The sequence below is a fragment of the Labrenzia sp. OB1 genome, from assembly GCF_001624695.1.
Taxonomy (GTDB): Bacteria; Pseudomonadota; Alphaproteobacteria; order Rhizobiales; family Stappiaceae; genus Roseibium.
In genome coordinates this window covers 131,370-150,868 of record NZ_JSEP01000013.1, presented here as the reverse complement: position 1 = coordinate 150,868, position 19,499 = coordinate 131,370, and the positions used below count along the sequence as shown (strand labels likewise).

The following is a 19,499-nucleotide window of genomic DNA, read 5'->3' as shown; positions in this document are numbered from 1 at the left end:
CTCACGCTTGGCGATGTTCTCGTAATAGGTCGATGGGGCAATCGGCAGCAGCCTGCAAATCGGCTCGATCCCAAACACACCTCGGTGTTCTTCGATGAAGGCAATCATCGCTTCAGTGGGCGGTCGAGCTCCGCCTGGGCAAAATACGCAGACGCCTTGCGCAGGATCTCGTTGGCCTGACGAAGCTCACGGTTCTCCCGCTCCAGAGCCTTCATCTTCTCGGCCATCTCCGTCGGAATGCCGGCCCGCGCACCACTATCAACCTCGGATCTCTTGACCCATTCGTTCAGCGTGTGCGCAGAGCAGCCGATCTTGGCTGCTATCGAAACAATCGCCTGCCAGCGAGACCCGTGTTGACCTTCACTGTCCAGCACAAGGCGAACYGCCCGCTTGCGGACTTCAGCGGAAAACTTGTTCGTCGTTTTGCTCATCGTGCTCCATCCTACTCAGGAGTTGGAGCCTCCGGCAAACCCGGGGCGTGTGTGGATGCCCCCTGTTTGGCAAGCTTTATCTTCGATTTTTCGGCGGGGTCTTCGATCGGACGTGTGTCAGGCCTCAGATTGTGGCCTTCGATAACGCCACGGGCCGGTATGCTGTTCGGAAAGCTGGGTTCACATCGGTTCAGAGAGCTGCAAGCGCTCGAGCCCCGGGTCTGATTTTCCCTGCCTTGAACTTCGAAGTCCGTGTCGCGTACTCCTCGTCGATCGCTCACCCAGGCCTTGCGGCCATGTCGTGCCTTTTCCCTTCTCGGTTTCAGGTCACGCCATTCGATAATCCTCTTGCTTGGTTGACATGGCCCAGATCATCCGGGCCATTTTATTCGCCAGCGCAACGGCCGCGACCATCCTGGGCTTGCGTGCTACGAGGGCAGCGAGCCAGCGATTCGAACTGCCACCCTTTCGGACCACCCAGCGGATCACGCTCATCGCTCCGACGATTAGCAGTCGGCGGATATCGGTCTGCCCCATCTTGCTGACCGCCCCCAACCTGGCCTTGCCCCCCGTGGACCTCTGCCGTGGCACAAGGCCGAGCCAGGCCGCAAAGTTCCGCCCACTGTCAAAAGTGTCGAGATCGGGTGCGAACGCCGCGACGGCACCCACCGTCACGGGCCCGATTCCGGGGATGGTGCAAAGCCGCCGCAACTCACAATCTGTCTTCGATGCATCCTCCAACTCGGTTGCCAGCCGTTCGATCACGTCGGTCAGCCGCGCTATCTGCTCGAGATACACCGCCCCCATCTCCCGAACGGGGTCAGGCAGGTCGCTGCTCTCGTCCGCCAGCGCATTCTCGAGTAATTTCAGGCTCGCCGGTCCCTTCGGCGCCACCAGCCCGAATTCGGCCAGATGTCCGCGGAGCGCATTGATGAGCTGCGTGCGCTGCCGGACCAAGCATTGGTGGGTGCGGAACGCGACAGCACGACCCTGGGTTTCGACACTCTTCACTGCCACGAACCGCATTGTCGGGCGCATGGCTGCTTCTGCGATAGCCTCCGCGTCCGCGCGGTCATTCTTCTGGCGCTTGACGAACGGTTTCACATACGCCGCCGGCACCAGACGCACTTCATGACCGTGAGACTGTGCCATCCGGCCCCAATGATGCGACGTGGCGCATGCTTCCATAGCAACGACACAGGCCGGCTGCTCGCCCAGAAGCGTCGCCAACCGGTTCCGAGACAGTGCACGATTATACAGAACCGTCCCATCGGATCCGACCGCACAAACCTGAAAGCTGCCTTTTGCTAAGTCGATCGCCAGAATGCTGATCTTCGATGTCATTGATGCGCCCTCCGCTCGGTGAATATAGAACCGTCTTGGTATACTCGATGCCGCTGGGTGGGGGCATCCACCGCATCAGTTCAGGTCCCCTGGCACCGGGCAGGCGATCAATCAGACCCTCGGCTCCATAGGTCTGGAAGTTACGGCGGATCTCGTAGAATTGCTGGCGTGAGTAACCCATCAGCCGGCAGGCCCGGGACACGTTGTCCAAATCCTTGGCAAGATCGAGCAAAGACAGCTTACGGCGTGCTACCTTGTCCTTCGTGGTCATGTTGGTCTCCAAAGTGGTCAGATGAATGTTGTGGTGACACCATCTAACCCGCTTCAGGAGCGGCATGGCCACAGCCAATCCGGAGATCAGCTGAAACGCAAACTGTCAGGGGAATACAATCTCAGGACACTCCGCGCTAACGCGGAAGAGACTTGGGTCTCAGGTCAAGAGGAACCGCACTTCCGGCGCTCCAAACTTCGGTCTCAGTGCACACGGCGCTTCTCATTTCAGGCTATCAAAAATATCAAATATTTACATAATCTCGCCAGAGATCATCCACTTGCTCCGGAGTCAATCCGAGATCTGCAGATAAATTAAGTATGAGTGGATTTAAACGCTCTAACTCTGTTGCATACTCCCATTCTATTTTGGCCGTATCCCTCAACATATCGTCTTCAATAGAATCGATTATGCTATCAATTTGATCCAATGTGCAGCCGTATTGGAAAAGCCCTAAACGGAGTTGCCGAGCAGTGAGATTGTGTATTTCTTTTCGAGCGTCTTCAGTTGTTGGAGGCTTCCAGTCTGGTATAGTACCACCAGAATCCCGCCATAATTGGGCTTTCATTCGAATATTTTGTGCGTTCGGCGATACATCTTCCGGTCGAAGTCCATAGTGTAAAATTTCGATTGGGTCGTGATTTAGTCTACCCTCAATTAAAGCGACCCCAGTTATTAAACTCATATCGAGTTCATTATGGTCTGTTTCAGCACTCGGTAAAAAGCCTAGAAAATTCACTATATCTATAATCGACATATTCAACTCTCCTTACGCTACTCGTTGGCAAACATAAAATCGGTTTGAACTGTTAACCTCGATACGACCCCGAGCTCGCCATGTTCCGGAGAGTGCCGAACCGCCACTTACACCATAAAAAAGAGAGTTTGAAGTTCTAGCTGGAATACTTGAATTTATATTGTAGTTCGTGCCCCCACCTGCAACATCAATGACATGACCGACAGGAAAATTTGTAGAACCTGACGATGAAGTGTCCGATATTCCCGAAACTTTCCAAAAAGAGCCACTATTATCTTCAAACCGAAAATGGTTAGCACTGTCATCCCACTGCAACGACCTCCAAGTATTGCTGTTGTCGTCATAGAAGTGGGCGTTGCTGTCGCTGCCACCGTTTTTGCCGATGTAGCAATTTCCCTGCACCGTAAGATTTCCTGTCACGGTGTAAGTCCCCGACATCGTGTCGTTGGTATCCGAGCGTACAAACTGCGTGCTGTTCAAGCCGTCCAGCGTACCCGCGTCATAGCTGGTCGAACCGCCAGGCCCCTGTATGCCCTGCGGTCCGGCCGCCCCCGTCGCGCCGGTATCGCCCTTGGCGGACAGCAGTCCCCAGTCATCGGGGGATGTGCTGGGGTTCTGGCCGATGTTGACCGTCAGCGAGATATAGGCCGAGCCGTTATAGGTTACAGTTTCGTCGGAATTGTAGGTCTCGCCGGAGGACCACATCCCACGGTAAATCAGACCAGGGTCGCCCTGCAGCCCCTGCGGACCTTGTGCTCCCGTAGGGCCTTGAGCGCCGGTATCACCCGTCGGCCCCTGAATACCCTCCGGGCCCTGGATTCCCTGGGGGCCTTCGGGTCCCTGAATGCCCTGTTGCCCCTGCAGACCGCGTTCGCCTTTTGAGGATACGATGTCCCACTCTGCCGCCGCATCTTCCGGCAGAACATTCGTATGGGCCGCAACGCAAATATAATATGATCCATCGTGGGAAACGGTATCGCTCACGTCATAGCTTTGCGAACTTGACCAGTTTCCCCGGTGGACCATACCCACCGGGCCTGCGGGTCCCTGAATACCTTGTGCGCCCTGCAGTCCTTGAGGGCCGCGGCCAAAGGGAACCCCGTCCGACCATGCACCTATGTCATTGGAAAGTTTGAAATAGACCGTGCCTTTCTCGACATCGAGAAACGAAAAATTGGCTGGTTCCGCATTGTAAGCGCTCCTGTCCGCTGTAAGACCGGAAGCGTCCGGATCGAAGGACTTGCCCACCGGTCCTTCCGGCCCTTGGGGGCCTTGCGTTCCGATCGGCCCTTGGAGTCCCGTCGGCCCCGTCGGTCCTTCCGGCCCTCGCGGCCCCTCCGGTCCCTGCAATCCGGTCGGCCCCCGCGGACCTTCATAGCCGAGGGGACCCCGCTCCCCCTGTGGACCTTGCGGCCCCTCCTGCCCTTGAGCACCCGCCGGTCCGGTCGGGCCCTGGTCGCCGACCGGTCCCTTGGGGCCTTGAGCTCCCGGCAGCGAGGCAATTTCCAGAACTTGCTGAAGGGTCGGCAGATCGCCATTGTCCGCCGCTTCGATCCCATTGATCACGCGTCTTCCCAGCAGATCGAAACCGCCGTCCTTTTCCATCAGCGCCCGGGTGGCCACGGACTGCATGTTGATCGCAGTACGGTCCATCGCCCGCTCCATGCCCCCCAGTCGATACGACCGGCCTCTTTCATGACGGCCAGATCTCCGTCAGTTTCTCTCTGCGGTGTCTTCAGGGGATCGAGAGCGCCCTCAATCTGGAGGCCTTCTTCGTCCGCATCCTCTCCGGTATTTTTGAACAGCTGCCCAACCACATCCTTGTGCTTGGAATATGTGTCCTTTCCCCAAAGGATCGGCGGCAACTTGGAAAAGAATTCCGGATCGAACTCCGGATCCTCAAGGCTGCCGGGTGACCAGTGCTTTTCGTCCAGATCCGGCGCCCGTCCTCCGGACCACTGCACGATCCGGTCGACCAGTGTGTTGCTGTTATTTGAGTCTGCGTGATATTTGCTCTCTTGCTCGGCAATTCCCTGCGCCATCCCAGCCATCTTGAAGAAGGTTCTGGAAAGATCCTCCCCTTCAAAAATGACTTCCCGCGGAGCCAGAAGGGCATTCTCGTGTTGCTTGGCTGAAGACTTGAAGACCTTTGCAGACAGATGCCCGAATCCGACAAGACCGGGCACGCCGCTGGAGACAAGTTCTTCGACCGGGCTGTATCCGTAATCTCTCGAACCGCCACCGTGTATCTGGAACGTGCTTCCATCCGCGCGCGTGTAAAGAATGAACTTGTGGTGAGCCAGATTACCAGTCGTGCCGATTGCGTTGTAACCGACTTCAATTTTTTCCATCTAACACCTTCTCAAGTTTGGTCACCGACCTGTAAGAATATGCTTGAGGTCGTTCAGAAAATGATTGTGTCCAGAGCGCGGAAGCTCTGGAAAACTCACTGGTTTTCAAGATTTGGAGCGTGTTGCGTTCAAGGGATTCATGGCAGCACGAAGATGCCCGAGACAGCGTTTGCATCGCAATTGCGTTCGAGCGACTTCCCGAATTCCATTCAAATCGACCTGCTCGAGCACATGATCCTCGGGCAAGGCGCTCCAGCACCTTTGCTCGATCTTGATTGCCGGATTAACGTCTTAAGGAATAAATTTAACTGTCCATTTTCTAAACGAACCAGATCACGACATCTGCACTTTCAAAATCAAGTTTCCCATCTTTCACCTTGAAATAAATAGTCAGCTCTCTGTCGGGCAGAGGAAGCCTTGTTACGTATCTCTGCAGAACGATTAAATCGCATTCACATTCTTTGCTGTAATACGCTTTTATTTGCTCAGACGAGTTCGCGACGATCTTAAATGCCTCATAAGGATCATCAGGCAGATGGCTCCTGACCAGTTCGGACACATCTTCCGGAGAATTCATAAGAAGCGGCATGGTTTGCAGATCCGCGATATAGCTTGGCGACGGCTGCATACTCCCGAAAAAATATCCCAGAACATACCCTGCCCCGAGGATCAAAAGAGCGAAGATCGCGTATTTTACTTTGAAGGCACGGATCATGGTCCTACTCCTTTGGCCATCGCCTGAAGCGTGTTGCGTTTGAACGGCTTTATGGTCTCGGGAAAACGCCCGAGGCCGCGTTTGAATTGCAAATGGATTCGGGCCGTTTCCTGAATTCAATTCAACCAAACTGCTCTGTGGTAACACCCGGGCAGTGCACCGGACATTGCCCAGCAATAATGTTCTTATTTTGTTCTTGCCTCAACCCAAAAGCTCATCAGCAACCCTATCAACCTGTCGCGGCCGTTGTTTTCAGCAACGACGCAACCCCCCAGGGTTCACAGATACCGGCCGGTAGGCTGACCCTGTTTATACCGGTGGCATAGGTATCGCCGGCCAGTCTTCGGTGACGTCCGCCTGCACCGGCCGCTCCAGGTAAGTCGACAGGACCACATAGCTTTTTGTCCCGCGCACACCCGGCAGTACATAAAGCTGCGACAGGAAATGCTCCAGCGCTTGCGGATCCGCGGTCCGGACCTTCAGGACGACACAGGTATCTCCTGCGACGGAATGGATCTCTTCAACTTCCGGAAAATCGCGCAGCTTCATCATGCGCTGGCTCTTGCCCCATCCATCGGCATCCACATGAACAAAAGTCAGCATCGGTTTGCCGACAGCAGCACCATTCAGCCTGGCGGCAGCGGATGAAATCACACCGTTTCCGCGCAACCGTTTGATCCGCTCGAATACCGCCGGTGGCGACAGGCCCACACTTTCGCCGATTTCGGCATTGGTCTGCCGCGCATCCCGCGTCAATGCGCTTAAGATTTTTCGGTCGAACGCATCCAGCGGGCGCTTAGCCGATTGGTTTCGGCGACTCTCGTCTGTTTTTCCTACCATGCCGATTGCTTTCTCTATTCTTGCCGAATTTTGATCGGCAATATCAGACAAAATAAAAAGGAAATTCAGCATGCAAGAGAGAATTGTCAATCCGGTGAGCGGCATCTATCCGGCAACCGGCGACTATGTTCACGCCGTCGAACTGACCGGCGCGCAGCGCATCCTCTATCTGAGCGGCACCATGGGCCTGAAGGCGGACGGTACAGCTCCAGGCACTCTGGAGGAACAGCTCACCTGTGTCTGGTCGAACATCCGTCACATTCTCTCGGAAGCGCAAATGACCACGGACAACATCGTCCGCGTAACATCCTACATGAGGGACCCTGCCTACGCGGTGCAAAATCAGCAGGCCCGGCTGGCCGCTCTTGGCGAAAGGCGTGTGCCGACAACCGCGATCGTCGCGCAAACGCTCTCGGAAGACTGGAAGATCGAGATTGAGGTGATCGCGGCTGCCTGAAAGCAGTTCTGCGTCTTGGCCGCATTCTCCCAAGTTAACCTGATAGGACCGGTTTTAAGCCTGTTTTGACGAACCTGTCCAGCACCGGCGCCATCCTGAAGCACCTGTTTAGACTTGAGTTTTCAGAAAGGCCTTTCCGGCCAGACGGATCACCGGCCTGCCGGATTATGCGTTCCAGGGCTGTTTTCTTTGGCACCCGGCAAAAGATCCTCGCGTGACCGAGCAAGGCATGTTCGTCAGAACGGGATCGTGACACTCACGGTCGCGCCATAAGAGCGGAAATCAGATGCACCGATACCGTCAAAGAAACCTTCTCCTGAAATCCGGATATTGCGGCTGGGGATAAGGAAGCCGGCGCCGGCTTCCAGCCGGGCGCGCAGGTCCTGATCGGAAGAAGCCAGCGTCGCGTCGCTGGGTGAATCGTCTTGCAGCTTGTTGAAGTCATAGATCCCGGAAAGCGACAGAAACGGCGAAAACAGAATGCTGTCGTCAAGCATGAGGTCCCAGGAAATCTTCGGGCCGAACTCGATCCGTCCAAGGTCGAAATCCTGCGAAGGGATCAGGCGGCCGAGCGTATCGGTATAACTTTCCTGCTCCTCGTAATAATAGGTCAGTCGCACGAAGGGACTGACCCTCGTGTGTTTGTCGACTTTGAAGTCACCGGTCAGTCCGCCCTGCAGCAGGAATCGCTGGGTTCTGAAATCGTCCTCGAACAGCCCCAGTGCGTCCACGGAATTGTAGGACTGTCCATAGGTGAACACACCGTCGAGATAGAAGTTCTGATGCACTCTGACGACCGCATAAGGACCAGCCATCCAGCCGACGCCGTCGGCGGACGTATTCTCACTCGCATTGGTCTCGTCGGTTATGTCGAGTTGGCCCATGATACCGAAGACAGCACGGTCCTTGTAGCGGTAGTCGACACCGGCGAAGACCAAACCGGTCTGACTGTCGCTATCGTTGTTTTCAGTGATTGCGTAACTGCCCTGGGCCCAGAAATCCCAGCCGGATCGCGTGTCCTGCGCCGCGCCGCCAGCGCCTTCCCCTTCGGTGCCGCTCAGGATCGCAAGTGTGTCTTGCGGAGCAGTCGTCGGGGCCACAGCAGTATAGCTCATCGTGCCGGAAGTGTTGAAATTGTTGAAGGATGCATATCTATCCTCAGGTCCGACCGCCTGCGGTTGAACTGACCGGTCCACGGACGCCATTGCTTGCCCGGCGCCGTCGCCACGATTGTCCGCGCGAAGCGCATTGGCGAAGGCTCTCAGGGAAAACTGGAAATTCCCCGACTGCGAATAGGGCGTGACATCGAAATTAAGTCCATTGCTTCCACTTTGCCGTCCGAAAGGCCCACCGGTCAGCCGCGAGACCAGGTCCGGTTGACCCGACACGATGGCATTGGCGCGGCTAGTCACGAAGGAAGCGATGACTTCCTTGGTTTTCTGGATATCCGCTTCCGCATCCCGGTCGTTGGTAAGCGAAAAGCTGACGCTGGTCAGGCCGGTCGCGCTGGCCGTGACACTATAAGATTCAAGAGCACCGCCCCTCAGATAGGAGGAGGCCGTATCATTTGCCGTCATTACCGAACTTGTCACCGTGCCGTCCGCAGCGGAGGTGACAGTTTGCGTACGGGTACCGGTTGCGGCAAAGGTCAGCGAAGCCCCCGTTGACGGCGCGGTAAAGGTGACGTCGACACCCGCGACACCGTTGCCGCCGCCATCTGTCACGGTCGCCACCAGCACATTGTCGAACTGGGTCTCGATTTCGGCAGCCTGCCCGGAGCCTGAAGTTGCCACCAGCGTGGAGGCCCCGACGCTGGCGCTGCCGCTAACGGTGAAATTGAACGGATTCTCGTCACCGTCGTCGTTGACGAACGACAGGTTGAAGGAAAATGCCCCCGCCAGTGTCGGCGTATACTGCACCGCGAATGTCGTCGTGCTGCCGCCGCCCGCAACCGTCGTCGAGCCGGGTGCTCCGACCGAATTGACAGTGACATTGCTTGCAGCCGAACTCGTCGCGGTTGCGATGGTCAGGTCGTCCGTTCCCGTGTTGCTCACCGTATAGGTCACCGTGACGGCCGATCCCGCGGTCTGGCTGCCCTGCGCATTGGTTCCACCATCGGAAACAGCCCCGCCGATATCGGCGGAAACGGAAATCTCGGGCTCACCGGTCGCCGTCCCGCTGACGGTGAAATTGAACGGATTCTCGTCACCATCGTCGTTGACGAAGGACACATCGAACGAAAACGCTCCCGCCAGCGTCGGCGTATACTGCACCGTGAATGTCGTCGTGCCGCCGCTGCTCGCGACAGTCGTCGAGCCAGGCGCTCCGATCGAGTTCACCGTGACATTGCTCAAAGACGAACTCGTCGCGGTTGCGATGGTCAGGTCGTCCGTTCCCGTGTTGCTCACCGTGTAGGTCACCGTGACGGCCGATCCCGCGGTCCGACTTCCCTGCGCGTTCGTGCCGCCATCGGAAACAGCCCCGCCGATATCGGCAGAAACGGAGATCTCGGGCGCTCCGACACCTGTTCCGCTGACGGTGAAATTGAACGGATTCTCGTCACCATCGTCGTTGACGAAGGACACATCGAAGGAAAACGCTCCCGCCAGCGTCGGCGTATATTGCACCGTGAATGTCGTCGTGCCGCCGCCGCCCGTAACCGTTGTCGAGCCAGGCGCTCCGATCGAATTCACCGTGACATTGCTCAAAGACGAACTCGTCGCCGTTGCGATGGTCAGGTCGTCCGTTCCCGTGTTGCTCACCGTGTAGGTCACCGTCGTTGCGGAGGCGACAGCCTGGTTGCCTTGCGCATTGGTGCCGCCATCCGTAACAGCCCCGCCGATATCGGCGGAAACGGAAATCTCGGGCGTACCGGTCGCCGTCCCGCTGACGGTGAAATTGAACGGATTTTCGTCACCATCGTCGTTGACGAACGACAGGTTGAAGGAAAATGCCCCCGCCAGTGTCGGCGTATACTGCACCGCGAATGTCGTCGTGCTGCCGCCGCCCGCAACCGTCGTCGAGCCGGGTGCTCCGACCGAATTGACAGTGACATTGCTTGCAGCCGAACTCGTCGCGGTTGCGATGGTCAGGTCGTCCGTTCCCGTGTTGCTCACCGTGTAGGTCACCGTAACGGCTGACCCGGCAGTCTGGCTGCCCTGCGCATTGGTTCCGCCATCCGTAACAGCCCCGCCGATATCGGCGGAAACGGAAATTTCCGGATTGCCCGATCCTGTTCCGCTGACGGTGAAATTGAATGGATTCTCGTCACTATCGTCGTTGACGAAGGACACGTTGAAGGAAAACGCTCCCGCCAGCGTCGGCGTATATTGCACCGTGAATGTCGTCGTGCCGCCGCCGCCCGTGACCGTTGTCGAGCCAGGCGCTCCGATCGAATTCACCGTGACATTGCTCAAAGACGAACTCGTCGCGGTTGCGATGGTCAGGTCGCCCGTTCCCGTGTTGCTCACCGTATAGGTCACCGTCGTTGCCGATCCGGCGGCCCGACTTCCCTGCGCGTTCGTGCCGCCATCGGAAACAGCCCCGCCGATGTCGGCGGAAACGGAAATCTCGGGCGTACCGGTCGCCGTCCCGCTGACGGTGAAATTGAACGGATTCTCGTCACCATCGTCGTTGACGAAGGACACATCGAACGAAAACGCTCCCGCCAGCGTCGGCGTATACTGCACCGTGAATGTCGTCGTACCACCGCTGTTCGCGACAGTCGTCGAGCCTGGCGCTCCGATCGAGTTCACCGTGACATTGGTCGTAGACGAGCTCGTCGCGGTTGCGATGGTCAGGTCGTCCGTTCCCGTGTTGCTCACCGTGTAGGTCACCGTCGTTGCCGATCCGGCGGTCCGACTTCCCTGCGCGTTCGTGCCGCCATCGGAAACAGCCCCGCCGATATCGGCGGAAACGGAAATCTCGGGCGTACCGGTCGCCGTCCCGCTGACGGTGAAATTGAACGGATTCTCGTCACCATCGTCGTTGACGAAGGACACATTGAAGGAAAACGCTCCCGCCAGTGTCGGCGTATACTGCACCGTGAATGTCGTCGTACCGCCGCCGCCCGTGACCGTTGTCGAGCCAGGCGCTCCGATCGAATTGACAGTGACATTGCTCAAAGACGAGCTCGTCGCGGTTGCGATGGTCAGGTCGTCCGTACCCGTGTTGCTCACCGTGTAGGTCACCGTCGTTGCCGATCCGGCGGTCTGACTTCCCTGCGCGTTCGTGCCGCCATCGGAAACAGCCCCGCCAATATCGGCGGAAACGGAAATCTCGGGCGTACCGGTCGCCGTCCCGCTGACGGTGAAATTGAACGGATTCTCGTCACCATCGTCGTTGACGAAGGACACATTGAAGGAAAACGCTCCCGCCAGCGTCGGCGTATACTGCACCGTGAATGTCGTCGTGCCGCCGCCGTTCGTGACCGTTGTCGAGCCAGGCGCTCCGATCGAATTGACCGTGACATTGCTCAAAGACGAGCTCGTCGCGGTTGCAATGGTCAGGTCGCCCGTCCCCGTGTTGGTCACCGTGTAGGTCACCGTCGTTGCCGATCCGGCGGTCCGGCTGCCCTGCGCATTGGTGCCGCCATCCGTAACAGCCCCACCGATATCGGCGGAAACGGAAATCTCGGGCGAAGTGGCGGCGCCTAGCGAGCCGGAACCTGCGTTTTGGGTATATGTAACCGAAAACGCCCCACTGATCGGCGCGGCACTATAGTTTCCCGAAACTATACAGCCTGCGGAGCAGTTGTAGGTGTTGCTGAAGTCGTTTGCCTGGCCAAAGCTCGAGCCATCGGTAATGTTGTCGGTGCCCCCATCATGAACGATGGATATGGACGAAAAGTCTCCGGCAGGATCGTCGATACCGATGAGGTCGATCGTAACCGAAGACCCGCTTCCCGCATTGAAATTGATATAGTTGTTCGTTCCCGGGAAGGTATTCGTCAGAGAGCAGGTGTCGGCGGTCACGTCGAGCGTCAGGTCGCCGCCGGTTGTAACCGTCAGGCCGGTACAATCGTCCCACGCCGCCCTGGCACTTTGCATATCGATTGTGCCAAGAACAAAAACACTTAGCAACGCGGCCAGAAACGACCGAATGAAACCGGCGACGAGCACTCCGCCCGTCAAGCGATCAAAAAACTTGCTTGAACCTAACTGTACCGCGCCTGAAACCACATCCATCCTCTGAAATCCTGCGTTCTTTGCAACAGATGCGCGCAATCCGACTCTACAACCACTTTTTGTTATCAGACACAACTAAAACGAGATTTTCAAGAAAGCAATAATTAGTGAATATTAACAGCATTAAAAATTAAATTTGTAGAATATTTAAAAAAGTTATCTTTATGATTCTATTACCCTAGGTAAGTTGTAAATTAATTTTCTGAGCCGTAATTTCATCAATTTATTCAGTCTCTTAAAAATTACGCAGGGGTCTGAAAAAGAAATCAGGAAAAGGACTCTGCCTTGACCTCCTTTGATTGGAATTTGCTCATTTTTCGTTTGATTCTTTTTTTAGGTTGCGTCAAATCAAAAATGTATGTGAAGGTTGTTATATTAACCAAGTCCGGCCTCAAAAAATTGCAGACCCTAATACTAACCTAAAGTTATTTAAAGCCATTCGCGGCTTTTTTGTGTTCCCTTGGGAGAGAAATGGAGGGGAAGAAATGTCAGAACCTTTTCTTGCCGAAGTCCGCATGGTCGGCTTCAATTTCGCACCACGTGGCTGGGCGTTCACGGATGGCCAGATACTGCCCATCAATCAGAACCAGTCCCTCTATTCACTTCTGGGAACGACCTATGGAGGCGACGGCAGAACCTCGTTCGCGCTGCCGGATTTGCGCGGCCGCACGCCCATCCACACGGGAAACGGCCATACACTCGGACAGAAGGGCGGCGCCGAAACCGTCACCCTGAGCGCAGCAGAAATCCCTGGCCACACGCACGAAGTAAAGGCCGTCTCGGTCCCTGGAGACAACAGATCGCCGCTAAGCACGCTTTTCGGGGCGGAAGTCGCAACCGATCTGCCATACCGGCAGCCGGAAGCCGTTTCGACAACCTCACTTCGCTCCGGGACGGTCACCAACGCAGGGGGCGGTCAGTCGCACAATAACATGCAACCTTACGAGACGGTGAACTTCTGCATTGCCCTTCAGGGGCTTTTTCCATCACGCAATTAACGCCGGAGGACATTGGATGTCTGAACCATTTGTCGGCGAAATCCGCATGTTTGCGGGAACTTTCGCTCCGCGTGGCTGGGCCTTCTGCGACGGTCAGCTTTTGGCGGTTTCGCAGAACGACGCGCTTTTTTCTCTCCTGGGAACCACTTATGGCGGCGACGGCAGAACAACTTTCGCCCTTCCGGAAATGAGAGGCCGTATCCCGCTTCATGCCGGAACAGGTCCCGGACTGACCACGCGCCGCCTTGGACAAAGGTCTGGAAGGGAGCGAGAGACACTGAACACAACACAGCTTGCCACTCATTCGCATGATTTCCGTGCGAACACGGCCCTGGCGACCCATCCGACACCTGAGGACCGGTTAACTGCAAAAGGTATCGGGATCAATCTCTACGCGGATGCCACGCAGGATGTTTCGATGGCACCGAACATGGTTGCCGAAACCGGTGGATCGAACTCGCACAGCAACTTGATGCCGACCCTTTGCATAAACTTCATCATTGCCCTCTTCGGCATTTATCCGAGCCGGCACTAGGAGGCGGACATGTCAGACCCTTTTATTGCTGAAATTCGAATTTTCGCAGGCAACTTCGCACCGCGCGGCTGGGCGTTCTGCGACGGCCAACTGTTGCCAATCTCCCAGAACACGGCGCTTTTTTCGCTCATAGGCACCATCTATGGCGGCGATGGACGCTCGACGACCGCCTTGCCAAATCTGCAGGGGCGCGCACCGATGCACCCGGGTCATGGCCCGGGACTGACCTCCCGTCTTCTCGGCGAACGGGTCGGGGGCGAGACGGTCACGCTTTCGGAGAGCCAAATCCCGTCACACACCCACACCGTCCGGGCAAGCAGCACGAGTGGCGGAATCGACACGCCGTCCACAAACACATCTTTCGGTCGATCCGGCTCCGATAGGGTTTACCACTCAGACACCTCTTCGAACGTTGTCGACATGTCCTACGAGGCGATGGCTGTCACGGGCGGCGGTCAGGCTCACACGAACCTCCAGCCTTATCTGGCGATGAATTTTATCATCGCTCTCTTGGGAACTTATCCATCGCGCAGCTAGCGGCAACGGCCTGTCTAATAAGTGCGCGCAGCAGGTCGGCCTTGAACAGGCCACCCCGTTTAGCGGAAGGATGCATCCAATGTCAGTCGAAGAAGCAGTCCCCGAGTATTTCGAGGGAAACGTTCAGGCCTCGCCAAGCTACTTCCGGATCTTCGTTGCCGGGATATCTCCGGACGGGGAGCTTGAATACAAGGACCAGAAATCTGAAAACGGTCCTTTCTACAATTACTTCACCCGACTGACCCAGTCGAAGTATACGACGGATCATCTCGATGCGTCCGTCACGCAGGAAGGCTATGTAGCCTTGCTTGCCCAGGACGCTCAGTCAAACGACCTCGTTTACATTCATGAAAGCCGCCTCCCGGACCCTCCTGAAAGGTTTGCCGATGCCTTGGTCCTCGGCAAACCGGACGGTGTGACCGGGTTTGCGGATACCGCCCTCATCAACGGCCTCACAGGTCGTCAGAACGTATTCGCAACCAGTTCGGCCGCAGGCAATACGCTCTGGTGGAAATTCCAGAACGTCAACAGGATCATCGAAGAGACTGTCACGGTGGTTCCACCCGGCACCGAAACGCCAATTGAAATTACCGTTCCCGTTGAGGTTCCACCCGAGAAGCCATGGTCTGAATGGCAACAGATCCCCGGAACACTGGCCACCCTGTCTCCCGTACAGAACGCGGATGGCCGCATCATCATGTTTGGCATGGACAGTGAAGCGGTTCCCTACATGAACTTCCAGTCCAGCGACCGCCCCTTCGTTCCGGAGGGCTGGGAAGGCTGGCAGGATATCAGGGGCGGCCTGACCGGGTTCGAACAGCTTGTCGGCTGCGTCGACGGCAACGCGCTCGTGCATCTATTCGCACGCATTGGCAGCAGCATCTACATGAAGGTGCAGAAGGAGGTCAGCTCCAACACCTTCTCTGAATGGGCTCTCTTTGCCTCTTTCAGCGCCCCGGTTCACACCATGACGGTGGCAGTTTCCTCAAATGACGGTCTCTATCTTGCTGCTCAGGTTGGCTCCGGTCCGAACATTCCTGTTTACGGCTCCTATCAGACCGGCGGCTCGGACGACAACTGGTCCGCCCCCCGGATCATTGCCCATGTAATGAGCGACAGCACACTCATCCTGCAGCCGAATGCAGACGAGACCCTCAGTCTTTTCGCCCTCGAGAGCAGTTCCGGAAATACCTTTTACCTGAACCAGTTGTCTCTCGATCTCTGGTCAGCGGTCTGGAGATCTCTCGGGGAAAATCCATTGTCTGTGATTGCCCTGACGCAGGACATCACGCCCAATCCGCACTGACGGATCGGATATGGAAGTACGACTTCAAACCGGTGCTCTCCCTCCGTGCCGGCATGCGGAAGAGCACCGCATTGCCTACCGCTCCATGCGTGAGAGCGACATGCCATTTCTTGCCGCGCTGTATCGTTCGACGCGGGAGGCTGAGCTGGCCAGGACATTCTGGTCGGAACCTGAAAAACAGACCTTCATCGCCATGCAGTTTCAGGCGCAGCACCGGCACTATCAGGCTCACTACCCGGCCGCGCTCTGGCTGATAATAGAACAGGAGAAGACAGCGGTCGGACGCCTCTATCTTGAGCGCTGGACGTCGGAACACAGGATCATCGACATCGCCCTCCTCCCTGAAGCTCGAGGCAAGGGCGCAGGCGGAGCCATCGTCCGGGATCTTATGGAAGAGGCCGCTGGCGCCGGTAAAGCGGTCAGTATTCACGTTGAAAAGGAAAACCCGGCGATGAGTCTTTACGACCGGCTCGGCTTCGTAAAGCGCGAGGACAAAGGCGTCTACGATCTTCTGAACTGGCGGGCCGACCTGAAGATGCCGGCCGGTTGATGCCAACCACATGTGCGGCAGCGGCAACTCCGCGTGTGAAACGGATGTTTATCGGCAAATTTCAGGTAAAGACCGCCTCATACTGGATACCGGCCGCTTTCTGGGCCACAGGAACCATGAACACGTCCTGCTCACCGAGTTGGGCCTGATAGAGCCTGTAGATTGCCTGTTCCAGCACCGGCTCCGGCGGTCCTTGCCACAAAACGGAGAACGCCCCCTCCTCCCTCTCTCCCGACCCCATGGGTTTCACTTCGACAAGAGAAAAGAGCAAGGCCGGCGACACGGAGCGGACCTCGAATGCCTGGTCCACAAGTGCCTCGAAATCCGCCATCGTCAGCATCTGTTTCTCTGTCATCTGGCTCTCCTGCATTTGAACTGGCTCAGCCCGGATTAAGGCTTCGCGATGATCGTTGAACACTTCGTTCTGCGGCTTTCAAGGGACATGGAGGAGCCCGGCCGACTCCCGAATAATAAAGGCATCTCAAGGACGACAGCCAATCATAAGACAAATGCGCCGAAATACGCCAGAGCAAGTTCCCGCAGAATTACGCAAGGGAGCGAACGCGAACAGAAACAGAAAGACCTGCACCAGATGATTAGCTGTACGAAATTATTACAGCGACCGGGACATACGGAGAATCAGCAAATCACATTGCTATATTTTACAATAAAAATATAATAAAAAGAATATTAATACTTAAGATAGACACTGGAATCCGCAACAAAACGGGACCACAAGATGAACCGTGCCCTTGAATCCAGAGCAATGCAAATAGTGTCTGCATTCGAACAGCGCCTGGACAATGACAAAGGCGAACTCGCGTCGAGCATATCGTCTATTCACGATACCAGGCGCAATCCCGCCGACTTCGACAATGTCCGCTACATCGCTCATCGCATAAACGGTGGCGCCGGATTATTCGGTTGCGATGACCTGGCCGAACCAGCCAAGGAAATCGAGAAACTGGTCGATGTCGGAGCCGATACCGATCAGGTCGTCAATGCTGTGCAGGAATTGATCGACCGCATCGAAAGGTTGCTTGCCGAGGGAATACGCCAGCCCGACTGGATAACCTCCCGTCTGGCGAAATAGCGCAATCCGGCTGTCGGCAGATCCGCCAGAAACGTCAGAAACGTCAGAAACGTCAGAAACGTCAGAAACGTCAGAAACGGCATCCGAAGATATCGTCAACCACCGGATTTGCATTTCCGGAACAGTCCCCCCACAAGCACTGGCTTTCTCCGGTTACGGCCAAAACCCGGCGCTCTTGTAGCAGGAATAGAGACTGCGGTTATTGTCCTGCTTCTTGCTGAGCCATCTTGCCAGCGCCTTTGCGCTGTTGCTTGCATCGCCCCATCGTCCATGAATGTCCTTGATCGCATTGACACCGGAATCCACCGCGTTGGCTTCCGAAAGGAAATGCCATCTCAATTTTTCCTGGTTGGTCCTGTCCTCGAAACTCATCCAACTCAGCCGTTTTCTAAGACCTTTTTCGAAGTTGCCCACGATCTCGTCCGGCATGACACCTTCCGTGTAACCGGTCTTGTTTTGGTATCGGTAGGCATCGGAACCGGTTATGTATTCAAAATCCATCTTGAACTTGCCACGCTGCTTCAACTTGTGAAGGAAGCAGAGCAGTTTCTTGCGCTGTGACGTATTGGGGTAGATGCGTCCCCGATCATAGAAAGCTTCATAGTAAAGACTGTTGACCGTCTTGGTAAATCGTTGTTCCGGCGTCAGCGGATCGTGGGGATTTTCCGGTTTTGGTTTCGGCTTTGGCGGAACCGGCGGCGGTTTTGGTCCGGCTTCCTCTTCTCCCGGCGGGCGTTTACCGGCCTCCGCGATCATCGAGGTTTCCGTCTTGGCCCCGACCCATCCGTCGTCCAATAGTCCCTGATACGCCTGGAAGGACTTTATGGATGTGCGCGTATTGTTACCGATGAGACCATCGGGCACCAGTGTGCCAGCCTTGACGGCATTGAGACATTCCTGAATCCACACAACGTATTCATATGTAAAATGATTGGCTTTAATCAGCTTGTTCTGATCCGCCGGCGCCATGAAACCGGTCAATGGAAGAGCATAGGCAAATTGAAATTCCTTGACCTGCTCCTGATACAAGACAGTCTTGACGCCATCGACTTTGAGGCCACTGCCAAAGATGCGATTCAAGGACCTCTGTACCCACTTGATGTATTGCGCGTCCGTTATCGACATCAAAATTCCTTTCCGTTGAAAAACCGGAAGTGAAAAGGACTAAATTGGACATTTCACAAAAGAGGTTACCTTGGGTCCGGACCAATGAATGTGTTACCGGTCACATTCGGTCCGTTACGAGCCGGATGCGTTTGTCTTCCTGCGGGCCCTGCCCGAACATCTGAGGAAAGAGTAGTGCTCTTCCAGGACCGATTCCGATCCGAGCGGACCGGCCGGTTACTCAGCCGCCGGTTTGAGGCGGGCGATCAAATGGTGGAACTTTTCACCCTGAACGGACACGTGCTGCCGGATTGCCTCAGCCGCTCTTTCACCGTCCGCATCCTCTATGGCGGAAACAATCGCCTCATGTTCCGCCATCGACTGGCTCATGCGCCCGCGAACGCGCAATTGCACCCTTCGGAAGGGTTGCAGGCGGCGCTGAAGACGAAGGCATTCCTGCTCCAGAAAAGCATTGCCGGACTGCCGGTAAAGGATCGCGTGAAAACGCTCGTTTTCACGGTAGTAGGTATCGGTATCCTGAGCCTCGACGACGGACTTGCAGCGCCTGTTTGCATCGAGAAGGCTATTGAACCCCTCGTCCGAAATGCGCGATGCGGCGAGCCGGGCGCAAACCGCTTCAAGCTCGGCCATGACCTCGAACATTTCCAGAAGCTCGACGGGTCCCGGCTGACGGACGAAAACGCCCCTGCGTGGAATTTGCACAACCAGGCCTGACTGGGTAAGTCTTTGTAAAGCCTCGCGAACGGGGGTTCTGGAAACCGAAAAACGGTTGGCCAACTGGACCTCGTCAAGTCTCTCGCCATCGGCGAAAGTACCGTCAAAAATCAGTCCTTCCAGATCGTCGGCAATACAGTCGGCACGTCTTCGTTCCATGACTTTGCATTTAGCATAAGCTCATTTAGCGCGCAATATTGTCATTCTTGTATACAAAAAGGCTTGACAAAAAAACATGGCATGAGGGTAAGATCATGTCCCGGTCCCCGAACCGGAACTTCCAGGGAGG

The 19,499-nt window shown here is 56.1% G+C and carries 17 protein-coding genes, 2 pseudogenes and 1 other annotated feature; of the genes and pseudogenes, 7 read left to right on the top strand and 12 right to left on the bottom strand.

Translation table 11 applies throughout. From position 1 onward, the window contains the following. From OA90_RS17760 to OA90_RS17735, 8 genes and pseudogenes are all read right to left on the bottom strand, one after another. Positions 1–431: pseudogene (locus OA90_RS17760) on the bottom strand (transposase); the annotation flags it as partial. Further along, positions 34–150, bottom strand: a sequence feature (AL1L pseudoknot). (Overlaps the previous pseudogene by 117 nt.) Positions 432–758: 327 nt before the next feature. Further along, positions 759–1,775: an IS110 family transposase gene (locus OA90_RS17755; RefSeq protein ID WP_068414967.1), complete on the bottom strand. Its 1,017-nt coding sequence runs from the start codon at positions 1,773–1,775 to the stop codon at positions 759–761. A gap of 94 nt (positions 1,776–1,869) precedes the next feature. Continuing rightward, positions 1,870–2,046: pseudogene (locus OA90_RS28090) on the bottom strand (helix-turn-helix domain-containing protein); the annotation flags it as partial. Between the two features lie 244 nt (positions 2,047–2,290). Next, on the bottom strand, positions 2,291–2,803 hold the full coding sequence (locus OA90_RS28620; protein ID WP_156510553.1) for a hypothetical protein: 513 nt from the start codon (positions 2,801–2,803) through the stop codon (positions 2,291–2,293). Positions 2,804–2,815: 12 nt separating this feature from the next. Next, a complete protein-coding gene (locus OA90_RS29800) occupies positions 2,816–4,456 on the bottom strand; it encodes a hypothetical protein (RefSeq protein WP_279625823.1) in 1,641 nt (546 codons plus the stop codon). Then, on the bottom strand, positions 4,408–5,154 hold the full coding sequence (locus OA90_RS17745) for a hypothetical protein (protein WP_068414961.1): 747 nt from the start codon (positions 5,152–5,154) through the stop codon (positions 4,408–4,410). The genes OA90_RS29800 and OA90_RS17745 overlap by 49 nt, the downstream gene beginning before the upstream one ends. Positions 5,155–5,473: 319 nt before the next feature. Beyond that, positions 5,474–5,869, bottom strand: coding sequence for a hypothetical protein (locus OA90_RS17740; protein WP_068414959.1), 396 nt, complete (start codon positions 5,867–5,869; stop codon positions 5,474–5,476). A gap of 309 nt (positions 5,870–6,178) precedes the next feature. Continuing rightward, positions 6,179–6,709 carry an Lrp/AsnC family transcriptional regulator gene (locus OA90_RS17735; protein WP_068415015.1) on the bottom strand — a complete coding sequence of 177 codons (531 nt, stop codon included), beginning with the start codon at positions 6,707–6,709 and terminating at the stop codon, positions 6,179–6,181. A 70-nt stretch (positions 6,710–6,779) separates the two neighbouring features. Here OA90_RS17735 and OA90_RS17730 point away from each other — a divergent pair, with 70 nt between their 5' ends. Next, positions 6,780–7,166, top strand: a complete 387-nt coding sequence (locus OA90_RS17730) for a RidA family protein (RefSeq protein ID WP_068414956.1) — start codon at positions 6,780–6,782, stop codon at positions 7,164–7,166. Positions 7,167–7,402: 236 nt separating this feature from the next. Here the strand turns inward: OA90_RS17730 and OA90_RS17725 are convergent, their stop codons facing one another. Next, positions 7,403–12,214, bottom strand: coding sequence for a choice-of-anchor D domain-containing protein (locus OA90_RS17725; protein ID WP_199823754.1), 4,812 nt, complete (start codon positions 12,212–12,214; stop codon positions 7,403–7,405). 623 nt (positions 12,215–12,837) lie between these two features. On the opposite strand from OA90_RS17725, the gene OA90_RS17720 reads away from it, so the two are divergent. The 5 genes from OA90_RS17720 to OA90_RS17700 all read left to right on the top strand — a co-directional run bounded on the left by OA90_RS17720 (position 12,838) and on the right by OA90_RS17700 (position 16,278). Next, the gene (locus OA90_RS17720; RefSeq protein WP_068414949.1) at positions 12,838–13,350 is read left to right on the top strand and encodes a tail fiber protein; all 513 of its coding nucleotides are present in this window, start codon (positions 12,838–12,840) and stop codon (positions 13,348–13,350) included. A gap of 16 nt (positions 13,351–13,366) precedes the next feature. After that, positions 13,367–13,885 carry a tail fiber protein gene (locus tag OA90_RS17715; RefSeq protein ID WP_068414946.1) on the top strand — a complete coding sequence of 173 codons (519 nt, stop codon included), beginning with the start codon at positions 13,367–13,369 and terminating at the stop codon, positions 13,883–13,885. 9 nt (positions 13,886–13,894) lie between these two features. After that, positions 13,895–14,422: a tail fiber protein gene (locus tag OA90_RS17710; RefSeq protein WP_068414943.1), complete on the top strand. Its 528-nt coding sequence runs from the start codon at positions 13,895–13,897 to the stop codon at positions 14,420–14,422. A gap of 79 nt (positions 14,423–14,501) precedes the next feature. Then, on the top strand, positions 14,502–15,728 hold the full coding sequence (locus tag OA90_RS17705; protein ID WP_068414940.1) for a hypothetical protein: 1,227 nt from the start codon (positions 14,502–14,504) through the stop codon (positions 15,726–15,728). A gap of 10 nt (positions 15,729–15,738) precedes the next feature. Then, complete coding sequence (locus OA90_RS17700; RefSeq protein ID WP_068414936.1) at positions 15,739–16,278, top strand: GNAT family N-acetyltransferase; 540 nt, start codon at positions 15,739–15,741, stop codon at positions 16,276–16,278. A 61-nt stretch (positions 16,279–16,339) separates the two neighbouring features. On the opposite strand, the gene OA90_RS17695 is transcribed toward OA90_RS17700, so the two are convergent. Continuing rightward, entirely contained in the window at positions 16,340–16,633 is a 294-nt protein-coding gene (locus OA90_RS17695; RefSeq protein ID WP_068415012.1) for a hypothetical protein, read from the bottom strand. A 384-nt stretch (positions 16,634–17,017) separates the two neighbouring features. On the opposite strand from OA90_RS17695, the gene OA90_RS17690 reads away from it, so the two are divergent. After that, positions 17,018–17,371 (top strand): Hpt domain-containing protein, encoded by a 354-nt coding sequence (locus OA90_RS17690; RefSeq protein WP_068414935.1) that lies wholly within the window; start codon positions 17,018–17,020, stop codon positions 17,369–17,371. Positions 17,372–17,524: 153 nt separating this feature from the next. Here the strand turns inward: OA90_RS17690 and OA90_RS17685 are convergent, their stop codons facing one another. Together OA90_RS17685 and OA90_RS17680 are read right to left on the bottom strand one after the other, a co-directional pair. Then, a complete protein-coding gene (locus OA90_RS17685; RefSeq protein WP_068414931.1) occupies positions 17,525–18,496 on the bottom strand; it encodes a peptidoglycan-binding protein in 972 nt (323 codons plus the stop codon). Positions 18,497–18,712: 216 nt separating this feature from the next. Continuing rightward, a complete protein-coding gene (locus OA90_RS17680; protein WP_068414923.1) occupies positions 18,713–19,369 on the bottom strand; it encodes a GntR family transcriptional regulator in 657 nt (218 codons plus the stop codon). Between the last annotated feature and the right edge of the window lie 130 nt (positions 19,370–19,499).